A 14,767-nucleotide genomic window follows, 5' to 3' on the forward strand; every position below is an offset into this window, starting at 1 on the left:
ATTGAAGCACGAAGCCCCGGACCTCTACGAGGTCCGGGGCTCTGCTTTGTTAGTCAGAGACTAGGCAGGCGTCAGGCGACAACCAGGCCGGTGTACTGGGTGCGGGCGCGCTCGAAGCGTGCTGCGACGTCGTCCCAGTTGACGATGTTCCACCATGCCTTGACGTAGTCTGCCTTGACGTTCTGGTAGTCGAGGTAGAAGGCGTGCTCCCACATATCCAGCATGAGTAGCGGGACGGTGGCGACCGGGATGTTACCCTGCTGGTCGGTCAGCTGGAAGGTGACCAGACGGCCAGCGAGTGCATCCCATGCGAGGATGCCCCAGCCGGAGCCCTGCAGGCCGAGAGCCGCTGCTGCGAACTGGCCCTGGAACTTCTCGAAGGAGCCGAAGTATTCGTCGATTGCTGCGGCGAGTTCGCCTTCGGGGCGACCCTGGCCGTCGGGGGTCATGTTCTGCCAGAAGATGGTGTGGTTGGTGTGGCCACCGAGGTTGAACGCAAGGTTCTTCTCGTACAGGTTGATGGCGGCGAAGTCGCCGGATTCGCGTGCTGCTTCGAGCTTCTCAAGGGCGGTGTTTGCGCCACCGACGTAGTTTGCGTGGTGCTTGTCATGGTGCAGTTCCATGATTGTGCCGGAGATGTGCGGCTCGAGTGCTGCGTAGTCGTAGGGGAGCTCGGGGAGCGTGTAGACGGTCATTGCGTCTCCTTCGTTAGGTATTTAATGGCAGTGCCGCGACTGCCGTTCACACTTTCGAGGGTACAGGGCTTTAGTCCCCTTTTGCTACGGGAACGGTGGAACATGGACGTGAGGTTTCAGCCATTGCCGGCTGGGAATAAAACGCGCGTTGGGTGCAACGGGTGTGGTTTCACGAGGCCGCGCCCGCCTGTCGTAGGTCTTGGCGCAATTGGTGCGCGAGCTCGCCTCTGCTGATGGAGGTGTTGCGTTGGGGCCTCGTCGATGCCCTTACTTGGTGTGGCGCACCCGCTTGATGACGCTGGAAAACCCGAGCCAAATGTAGGCCAGGACGATGCCCCAGATCATGCCGAAGATGCCGGATTGGACGGTTTCGGCGGTCCATGCGGCGGTGCCACCGAGGTGTTCGACGTAGGAGACGCCGTGCTCGACGATGTGATGGAGCACGGTGAAGCCGAGGGTATTGAGGGAGGAGATGACGATGTGTCCGCCGACCCAGAGCATAGCGACCGTGCCGACGATTCCTATGACGGTGAAGACCTTCGGCATGATGGAAACGAGGCCTCGTCCAAAGCTGGCAATGCCACCCTTCTTTTCTGCGAGGCGTAGACCAAGGTCATCCATTTTGACCAGGACAGCGACGATTCCGTAGACGAAGAAGGTCATGAAGAAGGCGACGCCGACCATGATGCCAACTTTGATGAGGTTGGAGGTGGTGGTGACGTCGGCCAGCGAAATAAGCATGATTTCCGCGGAAAGAATCAGGTCAGTGCGAGTGGCGGAAGAAACGATGCCCATCTCAATTTCTTCAGGAGTAACGGAGGTCGCTGAGTCCTTGTGGTCAACGTGTTCGGGATAGAGGTGGAGCTTGGCGAGAGCTTTTTCTCCGCCTTCGAAGCAGAGATACGAGCCACCGATAATGAGGATGACAGGCAGAAGCCAGGGGGCCAGCCAGGTGAGGATCAATGCGACCGGCAGGATGATGGCGAGCTTGTTAATAAGGGATGCGCGCGCGATCTTCTTGATGATCGGGATTTCACGACTCGGGTCAAGGCCAGCTACATACTGCGGGGTGATGGCAGTGTCGTCGATGACGACGCCAACGGCTTTCGACGATGCTTTTGCAGCGCCGACAGCAATGTCATCGAGGGATGATGCTGTTGCTTTCGCGAGCGTGGCAATGTCGTCGAGAAGTGCGATGAGTCCGCCGGCCATGTTTGTCCTTGAAGTAGACGGTGTGTACGTCTCATCATGCCAGCGTTGGGGTGCCTGCGTGTAGCGAGGACGGGTGTGGGAGTGAATGCGCAAGGAGTTGGTGCGTGGTTGTGTTGAGTACGATCGCTTTCCGCTGGTTGTTGGTGATTCAGTGACGAGGCCACGCGTGTGGATACAAGTTTGCGTGTTCACAGGGCGCGGTTTGTGCAATTCGATTTGTCCATGGTGGCAACTAGTGTTGGTGTCATGAACGAATCCGAAGTGGCTGTTGCCAATACGCCGATCGTTGATCCGGCACTGATCGCGTGTCTGCGCTCTGACTTTGATGATGCCGGCTGGTACGTCGATGCTCTGAAGCAGGTTGTGTCGCAACGTGCTCTTACGGCCTTGGGGCGTGAACAGCGTGTGCCTGCGTTGGTTGAACTGAGGGCTCAGACCGCTCCGATCTCTGTTTTGACCAGGCTCTTCATGTTGGGCGATACGGTGGCGGGCCAGCAGCTGGATCAGGCACTTCCCACGTGTGGCGTCGCCGGTGCCGTGTCGCTGGGTCTTGCGCAACCCGTGGCCGACTCGAGCTCTCCGTCGCGCTACCGTGCGACGGTTGACCTGCGCCCCTACAGCGCTGTGATTCCCGACGTTATGGTCAGCGGTGGGTCAGATTCCGATTCGACTCGACAGCTGAATTGGTGGATTGCTTCAGATCTAACGTCAATGGTGACAGGCGGAGCTCTTCGCCCTGACCACGTGTTGGGTGTGGGTGGAGCATCCACCAGTCTGCTTGAGATGACGATCCGAAAGCCCTTTACGTCTGCCCTCGATATGGGGTGTGGTTGCGGAATCCAGGCGATGCACTTGGCAACTCATTGTGAACGTGTTGTGGCGACTGACCTGTCAGAGCGCGCGTGCCAGTTCACACGCTTTAATGCGGCGTTGAATGACATGCAGATTGATGTGCGTGCGGGTTCGCTTTTTGACCCCGTTGCTGGACAGACCTTTGATCTGATCGTGACGAACCCTCCCTTTGTTATTACTCCTGATGTTCTGCGCGGAGATGGCGACGATCTGCTCGAATATCGCGATGGCGGGATGAGTCGTGACGAACTAGTTCGCACCGTAATCCAGATGGGCCCAGATTATCTGGTGCCCGGCGGGTATATGCAGATGATTGGGAACTGGGAGATCCCCGCGGATGTGGATCCCGATTCTGGGTGGTCAGATCGTCTGAAGCCGTGGTTCTCCGACCGGCCCGTGGACGCGTGGATTGTCCAGCGCGATGTCTTGGACCCCGCGCAGTACGTGGAAATGTGGCTTCAAGATGCTGATCCCCACGACGCGGATTCTGAAGCGGATGCTGAACTGGACATTGGCGAATCCGGAGCGATGGTCGGTGTCGAGGATCCTTTCGGCCTCGTAGATTCGAAGCGAGAAATCGCATACGCGAAATGGCTCGCCGACTTTGACAGCGCGAACGTCGGCGCAGTCGGCATGGGGTTTGTTGCCATGCGACGACTGGACGCGGACGAAGCGGGTGGCGCTCGCGGAATCCAGCACTTCGATCTTGAACTCACTGGGCGCAGGCCGTTAGGAGCAGATGTCGAGCGCACGTTGGATGCGTTGCGCCTTCCGGACGATCTTGGTGCGCTGACTCTGGTTCGTGCCGATGACGTGACTGAAGAACGCCACTTTGTTCCAGGTACCCCTGATCCGAACGTCATGATCATGCATCAGGGCAGTGGACTTGGACGATCCATCATGGTCGGTACCGCCGTGTCAGCGATTGTTGGGGCGTGCGACGGCGAACTAGAGGTCGGGCAGATCAGTGCGGCCGTGGCGATGCTCACTGACCGTGAAATCTCAGACGTTCGCGCGGAAGTCGACACTCCGCTTCGAGCCCTGATTCGGGCAGGAATGCTTGAAATTGCGACGTGTAGCAAGCAGTCGACCGTCTAGTGGACTTTCGTTGACACCGAGTGGACAGTGCGCGAAATTTGCCGGGTCCGTTGTAAGGTCAGGCAAGCGCGACGATTTTCGTTGAATTCAAATTAGGCACCGAAAGGGTGAGTCATGGGAGCGTCAAAGCTGGTCATCGTGGAGTCTCCCGCGAAGGCTGCGACCATCGAGGGATACCTAGGTCCCGACTACCATGTGACCGCATCAATTGGGCACATTCGTGACTTGCCTCAGCCGAAGGAGCTTCCGACCGACATGAAGAAGGGCCCCTACGGTCGCTTCGCCGTCGATGTCGAGCACGGTTTTACCCCTTACTATGCGGTCAACCCGGACAAGAAGAAAAAGGTCACCGAACTCAGGCGTGCGCTGAAAGAAGCCGACGAACTCTTCCTGGCAACTGATGAGGACCGCGAAGGTGAAGCAATCGCATGGCACCTTCTGCAGGTGTTGAAACCGAAGGTGCCGGTTAAGCGTATGGTCTTCCACGAAATCACAAAGGAAGCGATTACTCGCGCGCTTGAGAACACTCGTGAGCTCGATACGGCGCTCGTCGATGCGCAGGAAACCCGTCGAATCCTTGACCGCCTGTACGGCTACGAGGTCTCGCCTCTGCTCTGGCGCAAGATCCGTCCTTCCCTGTCGGCTGGTCGCGTGCAGTCAGTGGCAACCCGTCTGGTCGTGGATCGTGAACGTGACCGTATTGCCCACATTTCCGCTGAATACTGGTCAATCCAGACCCGCATCGAAGCAGGCGACGCGTTCAACGCGAAGGTAACGCACGTTGATGGTCGATCCGTAGCAACAGGTTCCGACTTCAGCGAGAAGGGTGTTCTGAAGGACAAGTCGGAAAAGGCTGACGTCCTGCACCTGAACGAGGCACTCGCTCGAGATCTCGCCACCGCGTTGGAAGCATCCACGACGTCGGTTATTGATTCGGTCACGCAGAAGCCGTATCGTCGTCGTCCGGCAGCGCCGTTCACGACGTCCACACTGCAGCAGGAAGCCTCGCGAAAGCTGCACTGGAATGCCTCGTCGACAATGCGTACCGCTCAGTCTCTGTACGAGTCCGGTTACATCACCTACATGCGAACTGACTCGACTGCACTGTCCGGCCAAGCCATTGCCGCGGCTCGAGCGCAGGTCGCAGAACTTTACGGTGCCGCCTCTGTCCCCGAGAAGCCTCGCGTGTACGGCAAGGTTGCGAAGGGAGCACAGGAAGCTCACGAAGCTATCCGCCCCGCCGGCGATCACTTCCGTACCCCCGCACAGGTTGCAGGTCAGTTGAGCCGTCAGCAGTTGGCTCTCTATGACTTGATCTGGAAGCGTACGGTTGCCTCGCAGATGACCGACGCTGTCGGTTTTACCGCGACGATTCGTGTTGCTACCGACATTGTCACATCCGATGGTGCGCACTCTGTTGTTTCTTCCGCCTCTGGCACGGTCATCACCGAGCCCGGCTTCCGTCAAGCCTACGAAGAAGGCCGTGACAAAGGTCGTTACGACGCTGAAAAGGACAGTGAAGCAGAAGCAACTCTGCCGAACGTCTCCGAAGGCGATAGTGCAAACGTCGTGGAAGCAATTGCTGAAAGACACGAGACTCAGCCTCCGGGTCGCTACACCGAAGCAACTCTGGTCAAGACTATGGAAGAGCGTGGCATCGGTCGTCCTTCCACGTATGCGGCAACGATCCAGACGATCGGTGACCGCGGATACATCACGCACCGCGGTCAGTACCTTGTGCCGACATGGTTGGCATTCTCGGTCACGCGTCTGCTGGAAGAGAGCCTGCCTGGATTGGTTGACTACGACTTCACCGCGTCTATGGAAACGGATCTTGACCGCATCGCTACCGGTGAAGAAAAGGGTGCTGACTTCCTCACCGGTTTTTACCTGGGTGAAAATGGCAAGGGCGATGAAGACGGCTTGAAGTATCAGGTCGAATCACTCGGCGACGATATCGATGCTCGCGCCGTGAACTCGCAGCCTGTCGGTGATGACGTGGTTGTTCGCGTGGGTCGCTATGGCCCGTACCTTGAAAAGGCTGATGGCACGCGTGCCAACCTGCCCGAAGACGTTGCTCCCGACGAGGTCAACGCCGAAAAGATCTCCGAACTGTTCGCTCTTGCTGCAGATGATGGTCGCGAGCTGGGTGTTGATCCGCAAACCGGTCACACGCTGGTGGCAAAAAACGGCCGTTTCGGCCCTTACATCACCGAGATTCTTCCCGAACCGGAAGAAACAGAAGCCACGACTACGAGGGGACGCAAGAAGGCTGCACCGAAGCCTCGAACCGCATCGCTGTTTAAGAGCATGGACCTGTCGACGGTGACCCTTGAACAGGCTCTCCAACTGCTTTCGCTTCCGCGCGAGGTCGGTGTTGATCCGGAAACGCAGGAAGTGATTACCGCTCAGAACGGTCGCTATGGTCCGTACCTGAAGAAGGGGAGCGACTCGCGCACGCTGGCGTCGGAAGAACAGTTGCTCACGATCACGGTGGACGAGGCTCTTGCGATCTACGCTCAGCCGAAAGTTCGCGGTCGAGGCGCTGCAAAGCCACCGCTTCGCGAGTTCGGTGAAGACCCGGTGTCCGGTAAGAAGGTCACGGTGAAGGACGGTCGTTTCGGTCCGTACGTGACAGACGGAGAAACGAACGTGACGGTGCCTCGTGCAGAAAGCGTCGAAGACCTGACCGAAGAACGTGCCTTCATGCTACTTGCCGATAAGCGTGCAAAGGGGCCGGCTCCGAAGCGAGGTCGTGCGACCGCGAAGAAGTCGAGCACAAAGAAGACCACGACACGTAAGACAACAACAAAGAAAACTGCTGCAAAGAAGACAACGAAGTAGTGGTCGACCGGTGCGCATCGGCAGGAACTGAACACCGGGGCCTGCAGTGACGTGCATGCGACGAACACATGTCTTTGTTCCAAAACAGGGCAGGTCATGCGACGATTGAAAGCATGACGGTAGACGGGAGTATGGGGATGAGCGCTGAGGGTGTGTTTATCACCTTCGAAGGTGGCGACGGAGCTGGAAAATCAACGCAGATCCAGCGCGTTCGTGACTGGTTTATCGAGCGTGGTCGTACAGTCAAGGTCACCCGTGAGCCCGGCGGTACCGAGCTTGGCGTTCAGATCCGTCAGATGGTTCAAAACGGTCCCGAAGACATCGATCCTCAGACCGAAGCCCTACTGTATGCAGCGGATCGCGCCTATCACGTTGCTACCCTGATCCGTCCAGCTCTTGCAGCCGGTGAGGTCGTATTGGCTGATCGCTATATCGATTCGTCACTCGCATACCAAGGGGCCGCTCGATCGCTTGGTGTTGACGAAATTCGTTCCCTGTCCATGTGGGCAACCCAGAGCCTAGATCCGACCCTGACCTTCCTGCTCGACCTGCCTCCAGAGGTGGGAGCCCGTCGTCGCACGGACGCCCCCGACCGCATGGAACGCGAATCCACGGACTTCCATGAGCGTGTCCGCCACGAATACCTGCGTTTGGCCGATGCTGAACCTGAACGCATTATCGTGATCGACGGCGTTGGCACGCCCGACGAAGTCTTTTCCGAAATCCGTGGTGTCCTTGAAGAACGCTTCGGCTCTGGCGTTGTTCAACACGTGGATGATGAAACCGCCGTCGATCAACCTTCTCGACCGGTCGACAAATCTGCCGAACCGTTGACTACGGATAACGCGAAGGTGGCGTCGCACTCGGCGCCGAAAGCCAAGACAAAGTCCGGCGCTCAGTCTTCGAAGTCATCCAAGAAGAAGTCAATGCTTGGAATCCTTGCAGGACAGGTGCCCCTGTGGCCATCCGCAGAAGAAGATAAAGCCTAATGGCGCTCCGTGGAGCACACGTCTGGGATGAACTCGTCGGCCAAGAAGCCGCCGTCGAGATCCTTCGAGGTGCTGCGCTAGGTGCGCGTGGCCTAGTCGATGGGGAACATGCGCACGCGTCTGTTGATCCCTCCCAGGCGGATCGCACTTCAGCCGACCCCTCCGATGACGATATCGATTCGGCCGGCGATGACGCTTCTCGCGCGATGAGCCACGCGTGGCTGATTACCGGACCGCCCGGTTCGGGTCGTTCGGTTGCTGCCAGGGCATTCGCGGCAGCCCTCCAATGCACCGAAGCCGACATGGGTGCAGGACACTGCCCAGGTTGCATAACAACGATGAACGGATCGAATGCTGACGTGCACCTTGTGGCCACAGAAGCCAGCGTCATTTCTGTCGATACCGCGCGTTCTCTGGTTCTCCACGCTCAGTCAGCACCCTCGCAGGGACGTTGGCGCGTCATCATCGTTGAAGATGCGGATCGTCTGACTGAAGCCGGCGCGAACGCGCTACTGAAAGCCATTGAAGAACCGCCCGCTCGCACCGTCTGGCTCCTGTGTTCTCCCAGCCCAGAAGACATGATTACGACGATTCGTTCGCGTTGCCGTCACCTTGGGCTCCGTATTCCATCCGTGGAAGCGGTCGCTGACCTGCTTGTCAGGGAAGGCGTGGCAGACCGGCAGAGCGCGATCAGCGCTGCCCGCACCGCCCAGTCGCATATCGGGTTGGCGAGGGCGCTGGCGAAAGACCCTGAAATGCGTGAGCGCCGTCGTCAGATTATGACCGCACCGGTTCGCGTTCGCTCCGTGGGAGAAGCAGTTTTCGCTGCCGAAGGTCTTTTGAAGACAGCGCAGGCGCAAGCTGATGCGCAGACTCTTGAACGAAACGCGCGAGAGAAAGCAGCTTTGCTTCGCCAGCTCGGCATGGACGAATCCGAGCGACCTGACCGTCAGCAAAGAGTGATGCTCAAACAACTGGAAGACGACCAGAAGCGCCGTTCCAAGCGTGCTCTGACCGATGCGTTAGATCGTGCGCTCGTTGATTTGCTCGCGATCTATCGCGATGTGCTGATGGTGCAGTTGGGGACCGGTCAACAGCTGGTGAATGCTGATCTTGAAGATTTGGTTTACGAACTGGCGTCCGATTCGACGCCTCGTCAGACAATGGGTCGCGTTGCCGCAATTGAAGAAGCCCGCAAGCGCCTTGTGTCGAACGGACAGGCACTTCTTGTGCTCGAAGCGATGGCAGTATCGCTTCGTCCCCAGGCTTAACGTCAGCCCAAGCACTCACTCCGACGAGGACTCCCATATCCTTGTCCTATGATTGTGAAGTCGAAGCGTCGAATAGCGATTGTTGCGATTGTTGGCGTCGTTGTCTTGGCGTTGCCGTTCATCGTGAACGCGGCAATGCTCCTGATTAACAGCTTCCGCTATTCCGAGAGCTCCGTCCGCCCCTCCGAACCGAACGCCGTTTCGGGCACATCGGTCGATGATTTCTATGCTCAGACAATCAACTGGGGCGATTGCTCGACACAACAGATTTCCGACGGTTCGTCGGTGTCTCCTTCCGATCCGCAGAACTATCAGTGCGCAACGCTGTACGCGCCACTGGACTGGGACGAGCCCTCGGGCGAGCAAATTACGCTGTCGATCGCAGTGCATCGCAGTGGGGTCGAGGATGCTCCGGCGCTTTTCTACAATCTTGGTGGTCCGGGTGGCGCTGCCGTGTCGTCACTGGTCGGCCAAGTAAACGATGGTTTGGGCGATGCGGTTGTGAAGACTTATGACATCGTTGCTCTGGATCCTCGTGGCGTTGGCGCCTCGTCCCCCGCGATCTGCATGACGGATGCCCAGCGTGATGCCTACGCGACGGATGGCACGCTGGGCGATGGCGGGACTGCTGGCGAAGGTGTCTCCGGTCGCACTATGGATCCCGCTGAGATCATCGCGCACGCCGAAAAGCTGAGCGCCAGGATCGCCGATGGTTGCCAGCAACTGTCCGGGAACGTCTACAAGCACATCGATACGGTGTCCGTGGCGAAGGATTTCGACATGGCTCGTGCAATTCTTGGTCAAGAGAAGCTGAACTACCTTGGGTATTCCTACGGCACGTTCGTTGGCGCACTCTACGCCGATATGTTCGCTGACAAGGTGGGGCGTTTCGTTCTTGATGGTGCGATTGATCCAGCGATGGATATCAACCAGGTGTCGGATCTTCAGATGGAAGGTTTTGAAGCGTCCGCGCGCCATTGGCTTGAAGAATGTGTTGCGGGGAAGGATTGCCCGTTCAGCGGAAGCGTTAATGACGCGGTCGCTGATCTTGTGGCCTTTCTTGATGCTGTCGCGGATCAGCCACTTGAGACTTCGGATCCTGACCGTCCGTTGACGCGTAATTTGGCGTTGACGGGAATTATTACGGGCTTGTATTCGTCCGATTCGTATTCTGTCCTCACCGAGGCGGTGCGCCAGGCGGTACAGGATAGCGACGGTTCGCAGTTGCTGTATATCGCGGACTTGTCCAGTGAGCGCCAGGATGATGGTACGTTCGCGTCGAATTCGATGGATGCGTTGATCGCGGTGAATAACGCTGATTATGAGCCGGTTGGCACCCCGGAAGAGTGGGCGCAGGCCGCTGAGAAACTGGCTGATACACTCCCGGTCTTCGGCGCGGATTCGGGGTATGCGTCGGCCGGTCTGAGTGCGTGGCCGACTGATCATGCGGCTCGCCAGCCGGTGAGTGCGAAGGGTGCCGCGCCGATTGTCGTGGTGGGGACGACGCATGATCCTGCGACTCCGTATGTGATGGCGCAGAACTTGGCGTCTCAGTTGGAGTCCGGTGTGCTGGTCTCGGTTGAAGGCTGGTCGCACACCGCCTATTCGAAGAAGGCCAGTACGTGCGTGGTGGATGCAGTCGAAGGCTACTTGGTCGACGGGAGAGTTCCGGCCAACGGTTTGAGTTGTTCGTGACCGCCTCCTGATTCACGAGGCCGATCGGCTCCGCCCCCGGGTGGGATGGTCGTCGGATTGCGGGCGGCCTCGCATGTGAGGAATATCCAAACGGTTAATCTGGGTAGTCATTTGCGGCAAACCCGTGGCGCACACTATGGTTATACCGTTGTCCGAACGCCCCTGTGGGGATTGCGGACAGGCCACCTTAGCTCAGTCGGCAGAGCGATTCACTCGTAATGAATAGGTCGTGGGTTCGATTCCCACAGGTGGCTCTGAGTTGACCCCGCGAGAGCGGGGGTTTTCGCATATCCGGGGACGAATGGCGCGGGTATCCAGCTTCCATCTACTCCCCTTGTTGGCATTAGGTCGTTAGGTGTTAGCCCGTAGTTAGTGGCAATCGTAAGTAATTCTTCGGCAGACCACTTTGCGTACCCATGCAGTCTGCGCGAAATATTTTGACCAGTTACGCCCAGAAGTTGCCCCAAGTCACTCCGCGTTTCGCTGTGCAGGAACATGTACTGAGCAACAGTCATGCCAATTGCTCTGTCAAAATCGATTACATCGTCTGCCATGCTTCCAGTGTATCAAGTGAACGAAATATGCACAAGTAAAACATTGACAATCATCTACACGGTTTGTAAGTTGTGCATATGTACGAAAAACGCACATCTGCATTGAAACAGGACGATCTGCTCACCGGCCATGAAGCGGCCGCACTTTTGCCTCACACGAGTTATTCGCGCCTAATGCGCTGGGCGCGCGAACGCAAAGTGCCCTATATAGAAGATCCGGGCGGGCGACGCTTTTTTGAGCGGGCAGACATTGAGAAGCTAATGACGCGCGTTCCCGTCCGCAATGAGGCCGTTCTGTCTGGCGGTGGGTTTGATGATGCCGAATAAACCAAGCCGGGAGTCATACGAGAGCCTTATCGCTTCGTTGCGTGATGCGGTGTGGGAAACCGAGGACGCGGCCAGCGCGATTAGTAGGTTGTATGAACTCGTATGGTTCATCGAAGATGAGCAGACTCAAAATGATATCCAAATGCTGGCCGGGCGTCTGCGCACCGCGGGCTCAATCATCACGGATTATTCAACGCGTATTGATTTTCTGCTAACTCCTATTGAAAGCGATGAGGCGGGTCGCGATGCGGAATAAGCGAGGACGGGAGTCATACGAGAGCCTTATCGCTTCGTTGCGTGATGCGGTGCGGGAAACCGAGGATACGGCCAGCGCGATTAGTAAGTTGTATGACCTCGTATGGGCTATCAAAGACGAGAAAGCCCTCCGCGAGATTCAAGCGCTGACCGGTCGTATGTGCACTGCGGGCGCAAGCATTATGGAGTACTCAACGCGTATTGATTTGGCGATAAGTCTTGACACAGGCGTTATTGCAAGCGGTGAGGCCGTTCTGTCTGGTGGTGGGTCTGGTGAGTGCTGAGGCTGTTCAGTGGGCTTGGCGGGTTGAGTGTCGTCGCTTGAGTGACAAGTTGGTTTTGCTTAGGTTGGCGTGGAAGGCGGATGGCGATGGTGCTGTTCGTGTTGATCCGGCGTTGGTGTCGGGCGTGACGGGGTTGAGCTTGTCTCGTGTGGAAGCGGCTATTTCTTCTTTGGAGCGTTCGGGTCTTATTGAGGCTCGGCGGTGGTCTGATTCGGGCTGCTGGTCAGCCCGCTTGCTGTTAGGAGGCGTGTTGTGAGCTTTGCTGCGCTTGCTTGGGCATTTGATCTTAAGAAGGGCATTACCTCGCAGCAGAAACTGATGCTGTTGGTCTTGAGTCAGTTTGCTGGCGAGGGAGATTTGGTAATGATCCGTTCGACAAAGTGGCTCGCAGAGCACTGTGGGATGGATTCTAAAGTGGCTATGAATACGCTACTTCGTCTTGAGCGTTTAGGGCTTGTCAAGGTTGATAGGTGCGATGTCCGCGATGAGCGCTACCCGATTATTTGCCAGGTGCTTGTGGGGAGTGAGTTGCCATGAGTATTCAGGCTATGACGTGGGTGTGGGGCCTGGAGGGTCTAGACACGTCGCAGACGATGGTGCTTCTAGCTTTGGCGGACGCGGCGAACGATGATGGCTTCGCGTGTTGGCCTTCGCAGGAGACTATTGCTCGTAAGTCCCGCATGTCGGTCCGGTCGGTGAAGCGCCATATCGCGACGTTGCGTGATGCTGGTTTGATCGATGTGGAAATGCAATCGTCCACTCGTGGTCGTATGGCTAATTTGTATCGACTTCATGTAGGAGCAGAGCGGGACTTTTCTGCGCTAAGTCGCCAAAGGGTCAAATTGGCCCCTAGCAATAGCGCTAGTGGCGAAATCGTTGATATTCCGGCAAAGGGCCAAATTGACCCCTTGCGGAATGACGGGTCAAATGAAGCACCCAAGGGGACACCCATGACCCCTACCAAGGGGACACGGGTGTCCCCTTGCAATATAAGAACCGTAATTAAGAACCACCAAACCAAACCTAACCAAACCGAACCTACACACGAGGAAGCGCCTGTGGGGTGCGAGGGTGAGTTTTTTGGCTCGGTTGGGTCTGGTGTGGAAGTCGAGATTGATTCGCCGTTGGGGGTGGCGGATGCGGAGTTGATCGCGGAGTGCCTGCCACCGCCCTTGAGGGTGCTGGATGCTACGGGCGCTGTTGCGGTGGCGCGGGTGTTGCGTGAGTGCGTGGACGCGGGTTGGCAACCGGCCCAGATTCGCCAGGTGATGGATCAGGCTTTGCCGCCCAATGTTGGTCGTTTGCCGGCCTTGGTGTGTTACAGGCTTCGGGCGAATGTGCTCAAGGGCCAGCCCCCAGCCCGTAGCGCGGATGAGGACCCGCGCGCGCGTCAAGAGCGCGAGCGCCAGGCAGAGCGCGCGCGTCAAGAGCGCATTGAGGCTCTTGCGGCTCAGGTTGAGCCTGGGGATGTTGATCCGTTGTGGGATCAGGCGTGGAGCCAGGTTGTGTCTGAGAACCCGGAGGCGTCTCGCGTGGAGCAGTTGCATTTGGCGCAGGAGCGTCACGCTGTCTTGCTGGGTGGCGAGTCGGCGTGAGTGTGTCGTGGCCGGTGTGGGCGCGTGGCGTGAAGGGTTTAACCCCGTCGCAGTCGCTGGTCCTGTTTGAGCTTGCCCGTTTGGCTGATGCTCGGGGCGTGGTGATTTGCGCGGTTGAGCACCTGGTGGAGGCTACGGGCGTGGCGCGCCGTAGCGTGTTTCGCGCGTTAGCTGGGTTGGAGGAGCGCGGCGTGCTTTCTCGAAAGATGCGCTATCGGGGCGGTAAGCAGGCTTCGTCAAGGTTTGTTTTGCATTGGGTGACTACTCGTAGCCAAGCGATTGTCAGTAATGATGTTCGCGAGGCTGGGGTAGTAGTTGAGTCGGGCGCTCAGGCGTGCGAGAGCACTGTGGCTTTGCGTATTTCGGATAATGAGGGTTTGCGCAGGACTCTTGAGCAGGCCGCGTCTGAGGGTTGGCGTGGGGCTGCGGCTCAGTGTTTGGCGGCGACGTTGCACCAGGTGGGTGCGCGCCAGTTTTCTAGCGCGATTTCAAGGGGTATGCAGTTTTCGGGCATGTCGTATTCCGAAGCGGCGTGTGACACGTATGGGATCGCGTGGGAGGTGGCGATAACGTGCACTGAGCAACTTGTTGAGGCTTCTAGCCCGTGGGCGGTGTGGACAACGATTGTGAACCGGCGTTGTTTTGCTCGTGATGATGCTCGTGGCGTGGAGGAGCTGGTGGAGCCAGCGATGATGCCTGAGATGGGTTTGCGTCCTGGTATGGGCCAGGAGGGTGAGGTGTGGGTGTCGGTCGATGATTTTTCCGGCCCGCTTGCTCGACTGGTTGAGGCCTTGATCGATGCGGGTATGAGTGAGACCTTGGCGTGGGCGGGCACGCTTCGCGTGGCTGAACTGGCGGTGAGTGATGCGTCAAGGCGGCACCGGGCAGCTGGTGTTGATCCGCGTTTATCTGATCTTGGTGTGAGCCCGGATGCGGGAAGGGCGTGGATGACGATGTTAGTTGGCTCTCGCCGTGGCGTGAAGGGTAGTATTTTGGATGCTGATGATGAATCATTAGCGTTAGCGGCTCGCGAGGTGGTTGAGGCTCTTACCCCCGCAGCCTAGTTAATGTGACGCACGCCACTATAGGGAGTGTG

General features: G+C 57.8%; 14 protein-coding genes, 1 tRNA gene and 1 pseudogene. 14 read left to right on the forward strand and 2 right to left on the reverse strand.

What is annotated here, in order from left to right:
- Positions 1-71 precede the first annotated feature (71 nt).
- Positions 72-695 (reverse strand): superoxide dismutase, encoded by a 624-nt coding sequence (locus tag QP442_RS02305; protein WP_006680505.1) that lies wholly within the window; start codon positions 693-695, stop codon positions 72-74.
- Between the two features lie 267 nt (positions 696-962).
- Complete coding sequence (locus QP442_RS02310; RefSeq protein WP_103632931.1) at positions 963-1,907, reverse strand: DUF808 domain-containing protein; 945 nt, start codon at positions 1,905-1,907, stop codon at positions 963-965.
- Between the two features lie 246 nt (positions 1,908-2,153).
- Here QP442_RS02310 and QP442_RS02315 point away from each other — a divergent pair, with 246 nt between their 5' ends.
- The 14 genes and pseudogenes from QP442_RS02315 to QP442_RS02375 all read left to right on the forward strand — a co-directional run bounded on the left by QP442_RS02315 (position 2,154) and on the right by QP442_RS02375 (position 14,735).
- Positions 2,154-3,857: a DUF7059 domain-containing protein gene (locus tag QP442_RS02315; protein WP_103633015.1), complete on the forward strand. Its 1,704-nt coding sequence runs from the start codon at positions 2,154-2,156 to the stop codon at positions 3,855-3,857.
- 114 nt (positions 3,858-3,971) lie between these two features.
- Positions 3,972-6,701: a type I DNA topoisomerase gene (gene topA / locus QP442_RS02320; RefSeq protein WP_103632932.1), complete on the forward strand. Its 2,730-nt coding sequence runs from the start codon at positions 3,972-3,974 to the stop codon at positions 6,699-6,701.
- Positions 6,702-6,838: 137 nt separating this feature from the next.
- Positions 6,839-7,690, forward strand: a complete 852-nt coding sequence (gene tmk, locus QP442_RS02325) for a dTMP kinase (RefSeq protein ID WP_006680501.1) — start codon at positions 6,839-6,841, stop codon at positions 7,688-7,690.
- Positions 7,690-8,961, forward strand: coding sequence for a DNA polymerase III subunit delta' (locus tag QP442_RS02330; protein WP_103632933.1), 1,272 nt, complete (start codon positions 7,690-7,692; stop codon positions 8,959-8,961). The genes tmk and QP442_RS02330 overlap by 1 nt, the downstream gene beginning before the upstream one ends.
- A gap of 48 nt (positions 8,962-9,009) precedes the next feature.
- On the forward strand, positions 9,010-10,656 hold the full coding sequence (locus tag QP442_RS02335; RefSeq protein WP_103632934.1) for an alpha/beta hydrolase: 1,647 nt from the start codon (positions 9,010-9,012) through the stop codon (positions 10,654-10,656).
- A 181-nt stretch (positions 10,657-10,837) separates the two neighbouring features.
- A tRNA-Thr gene (locus tag QP442_RS02340) sits at positions 10,838-10,910 on the forward strand.
- 378 nt (positions 10,911-11,288) lie between these two features.
- Complete coding sequence (locus QP442_RS02345) at positions 11,289-11,537, forward strand: hypothetical protein (RefSeq protein ID WP_285069546.1); 249 nt, start codon at positions 11,289-11,291, stop codon at positions 11,535-11,537.
- Positions 11,527-11,793, forward strand: coding sequence for a hypothetical protein (locus QP442_RS02350; RefSeq protein ID WP_285069547.1), 267 nt, complete (start codon positions 11,527-11,529; stop codon positions 11,791-11,793). The genes QP442_RS02345 and QP442_RS02350 overlap by 11 nt, the downstream gene beginning before the upstream one ends.
- A complete protein-coding gene (locus tag QP442_RS02355) occupies positions 11,783-12,076 on the forward strand; it encodes a hypothetical protein (RefSeq protein ID WP_285069548.1) in 294 nt (97 codons plus the stop codon). The genes QP442_RS02350 and QP442_RS02355 overlap by 11 nt, the downstream gene beginning before the upstream one ends.
- Before the next feature lie 37 nt (positions 12,077-12,113).
- A complete protein-coding gene (locus QP442_RS02360; RefSeq protein WP_285069549.1) occupies positions 12,114-12,332 on the forward strand; it encodes a hypothetical protein in 219 nt (72 codons plus the stop codon).
- Positions 12,329-12,613, forward strand: coding sequence for a helix-turn-helix domain-containing protein (locus QP442_RS02365; RefSeq protein WP_285069550.1), 285 nt, complete (start codon positions 12,329-12,331; stop codon positions 12,611-12,613). Before QP442_RS02360 ends, QP442_RS02365 begins: the two co-directional genes overlap by 4 nt.
- An 11-nt stretch (positions 12,614-12,624) precedes the next feature.
- Positions 12,625-12,801 (forward strand): annotated as a pseudogene (locus QP442_RS08685) (helix-turn-helix domain-containing protein); the annotation flags it as partial.
- 375 nt (positions 12,802-13,176) lie between these two features.
- Positions 13,177-13,671 carry a hypothetical protein gene (locus QP442_RS02370; RefSeq protein ID WP_285069551.1) on the forward strand — a complete coding sequence of 165 codons (495 nt, stop codon included), beginning with the start codon at positions 13,177-13,179 and terminating at the stop codon, positions 13,669-13,671.
- Positions 13,668-14,735 carry a MarR family transcriptional regulator gene (locus tag QP442_RS02375; RefSeq protein WP_285069552.1) on the forward strand — a complete coding sequence of 356 codons (1,068 nt, stop codon included), beginning with the start codon at positions 13,668-13,670 and terminating at the stop codon, positions 14,733-14,735. The genes QP442_RS02370 and QP442_RS02375 overlap by 4 nt, the downstream gene beginning before the upstream one ends.
- Positions 14,736-14,767 lie beyond the last annotated feature (32 nt).

Source organism: Pauljensenia sp. UMB1177, from assembly GCF_030217965.1.
GTDB lineage: Bacteria > Actinomycetota > Actinomycetes > Actinomycetales > Actinomycetaceae > Pauljensenia > Pauljensenia turicensis_A.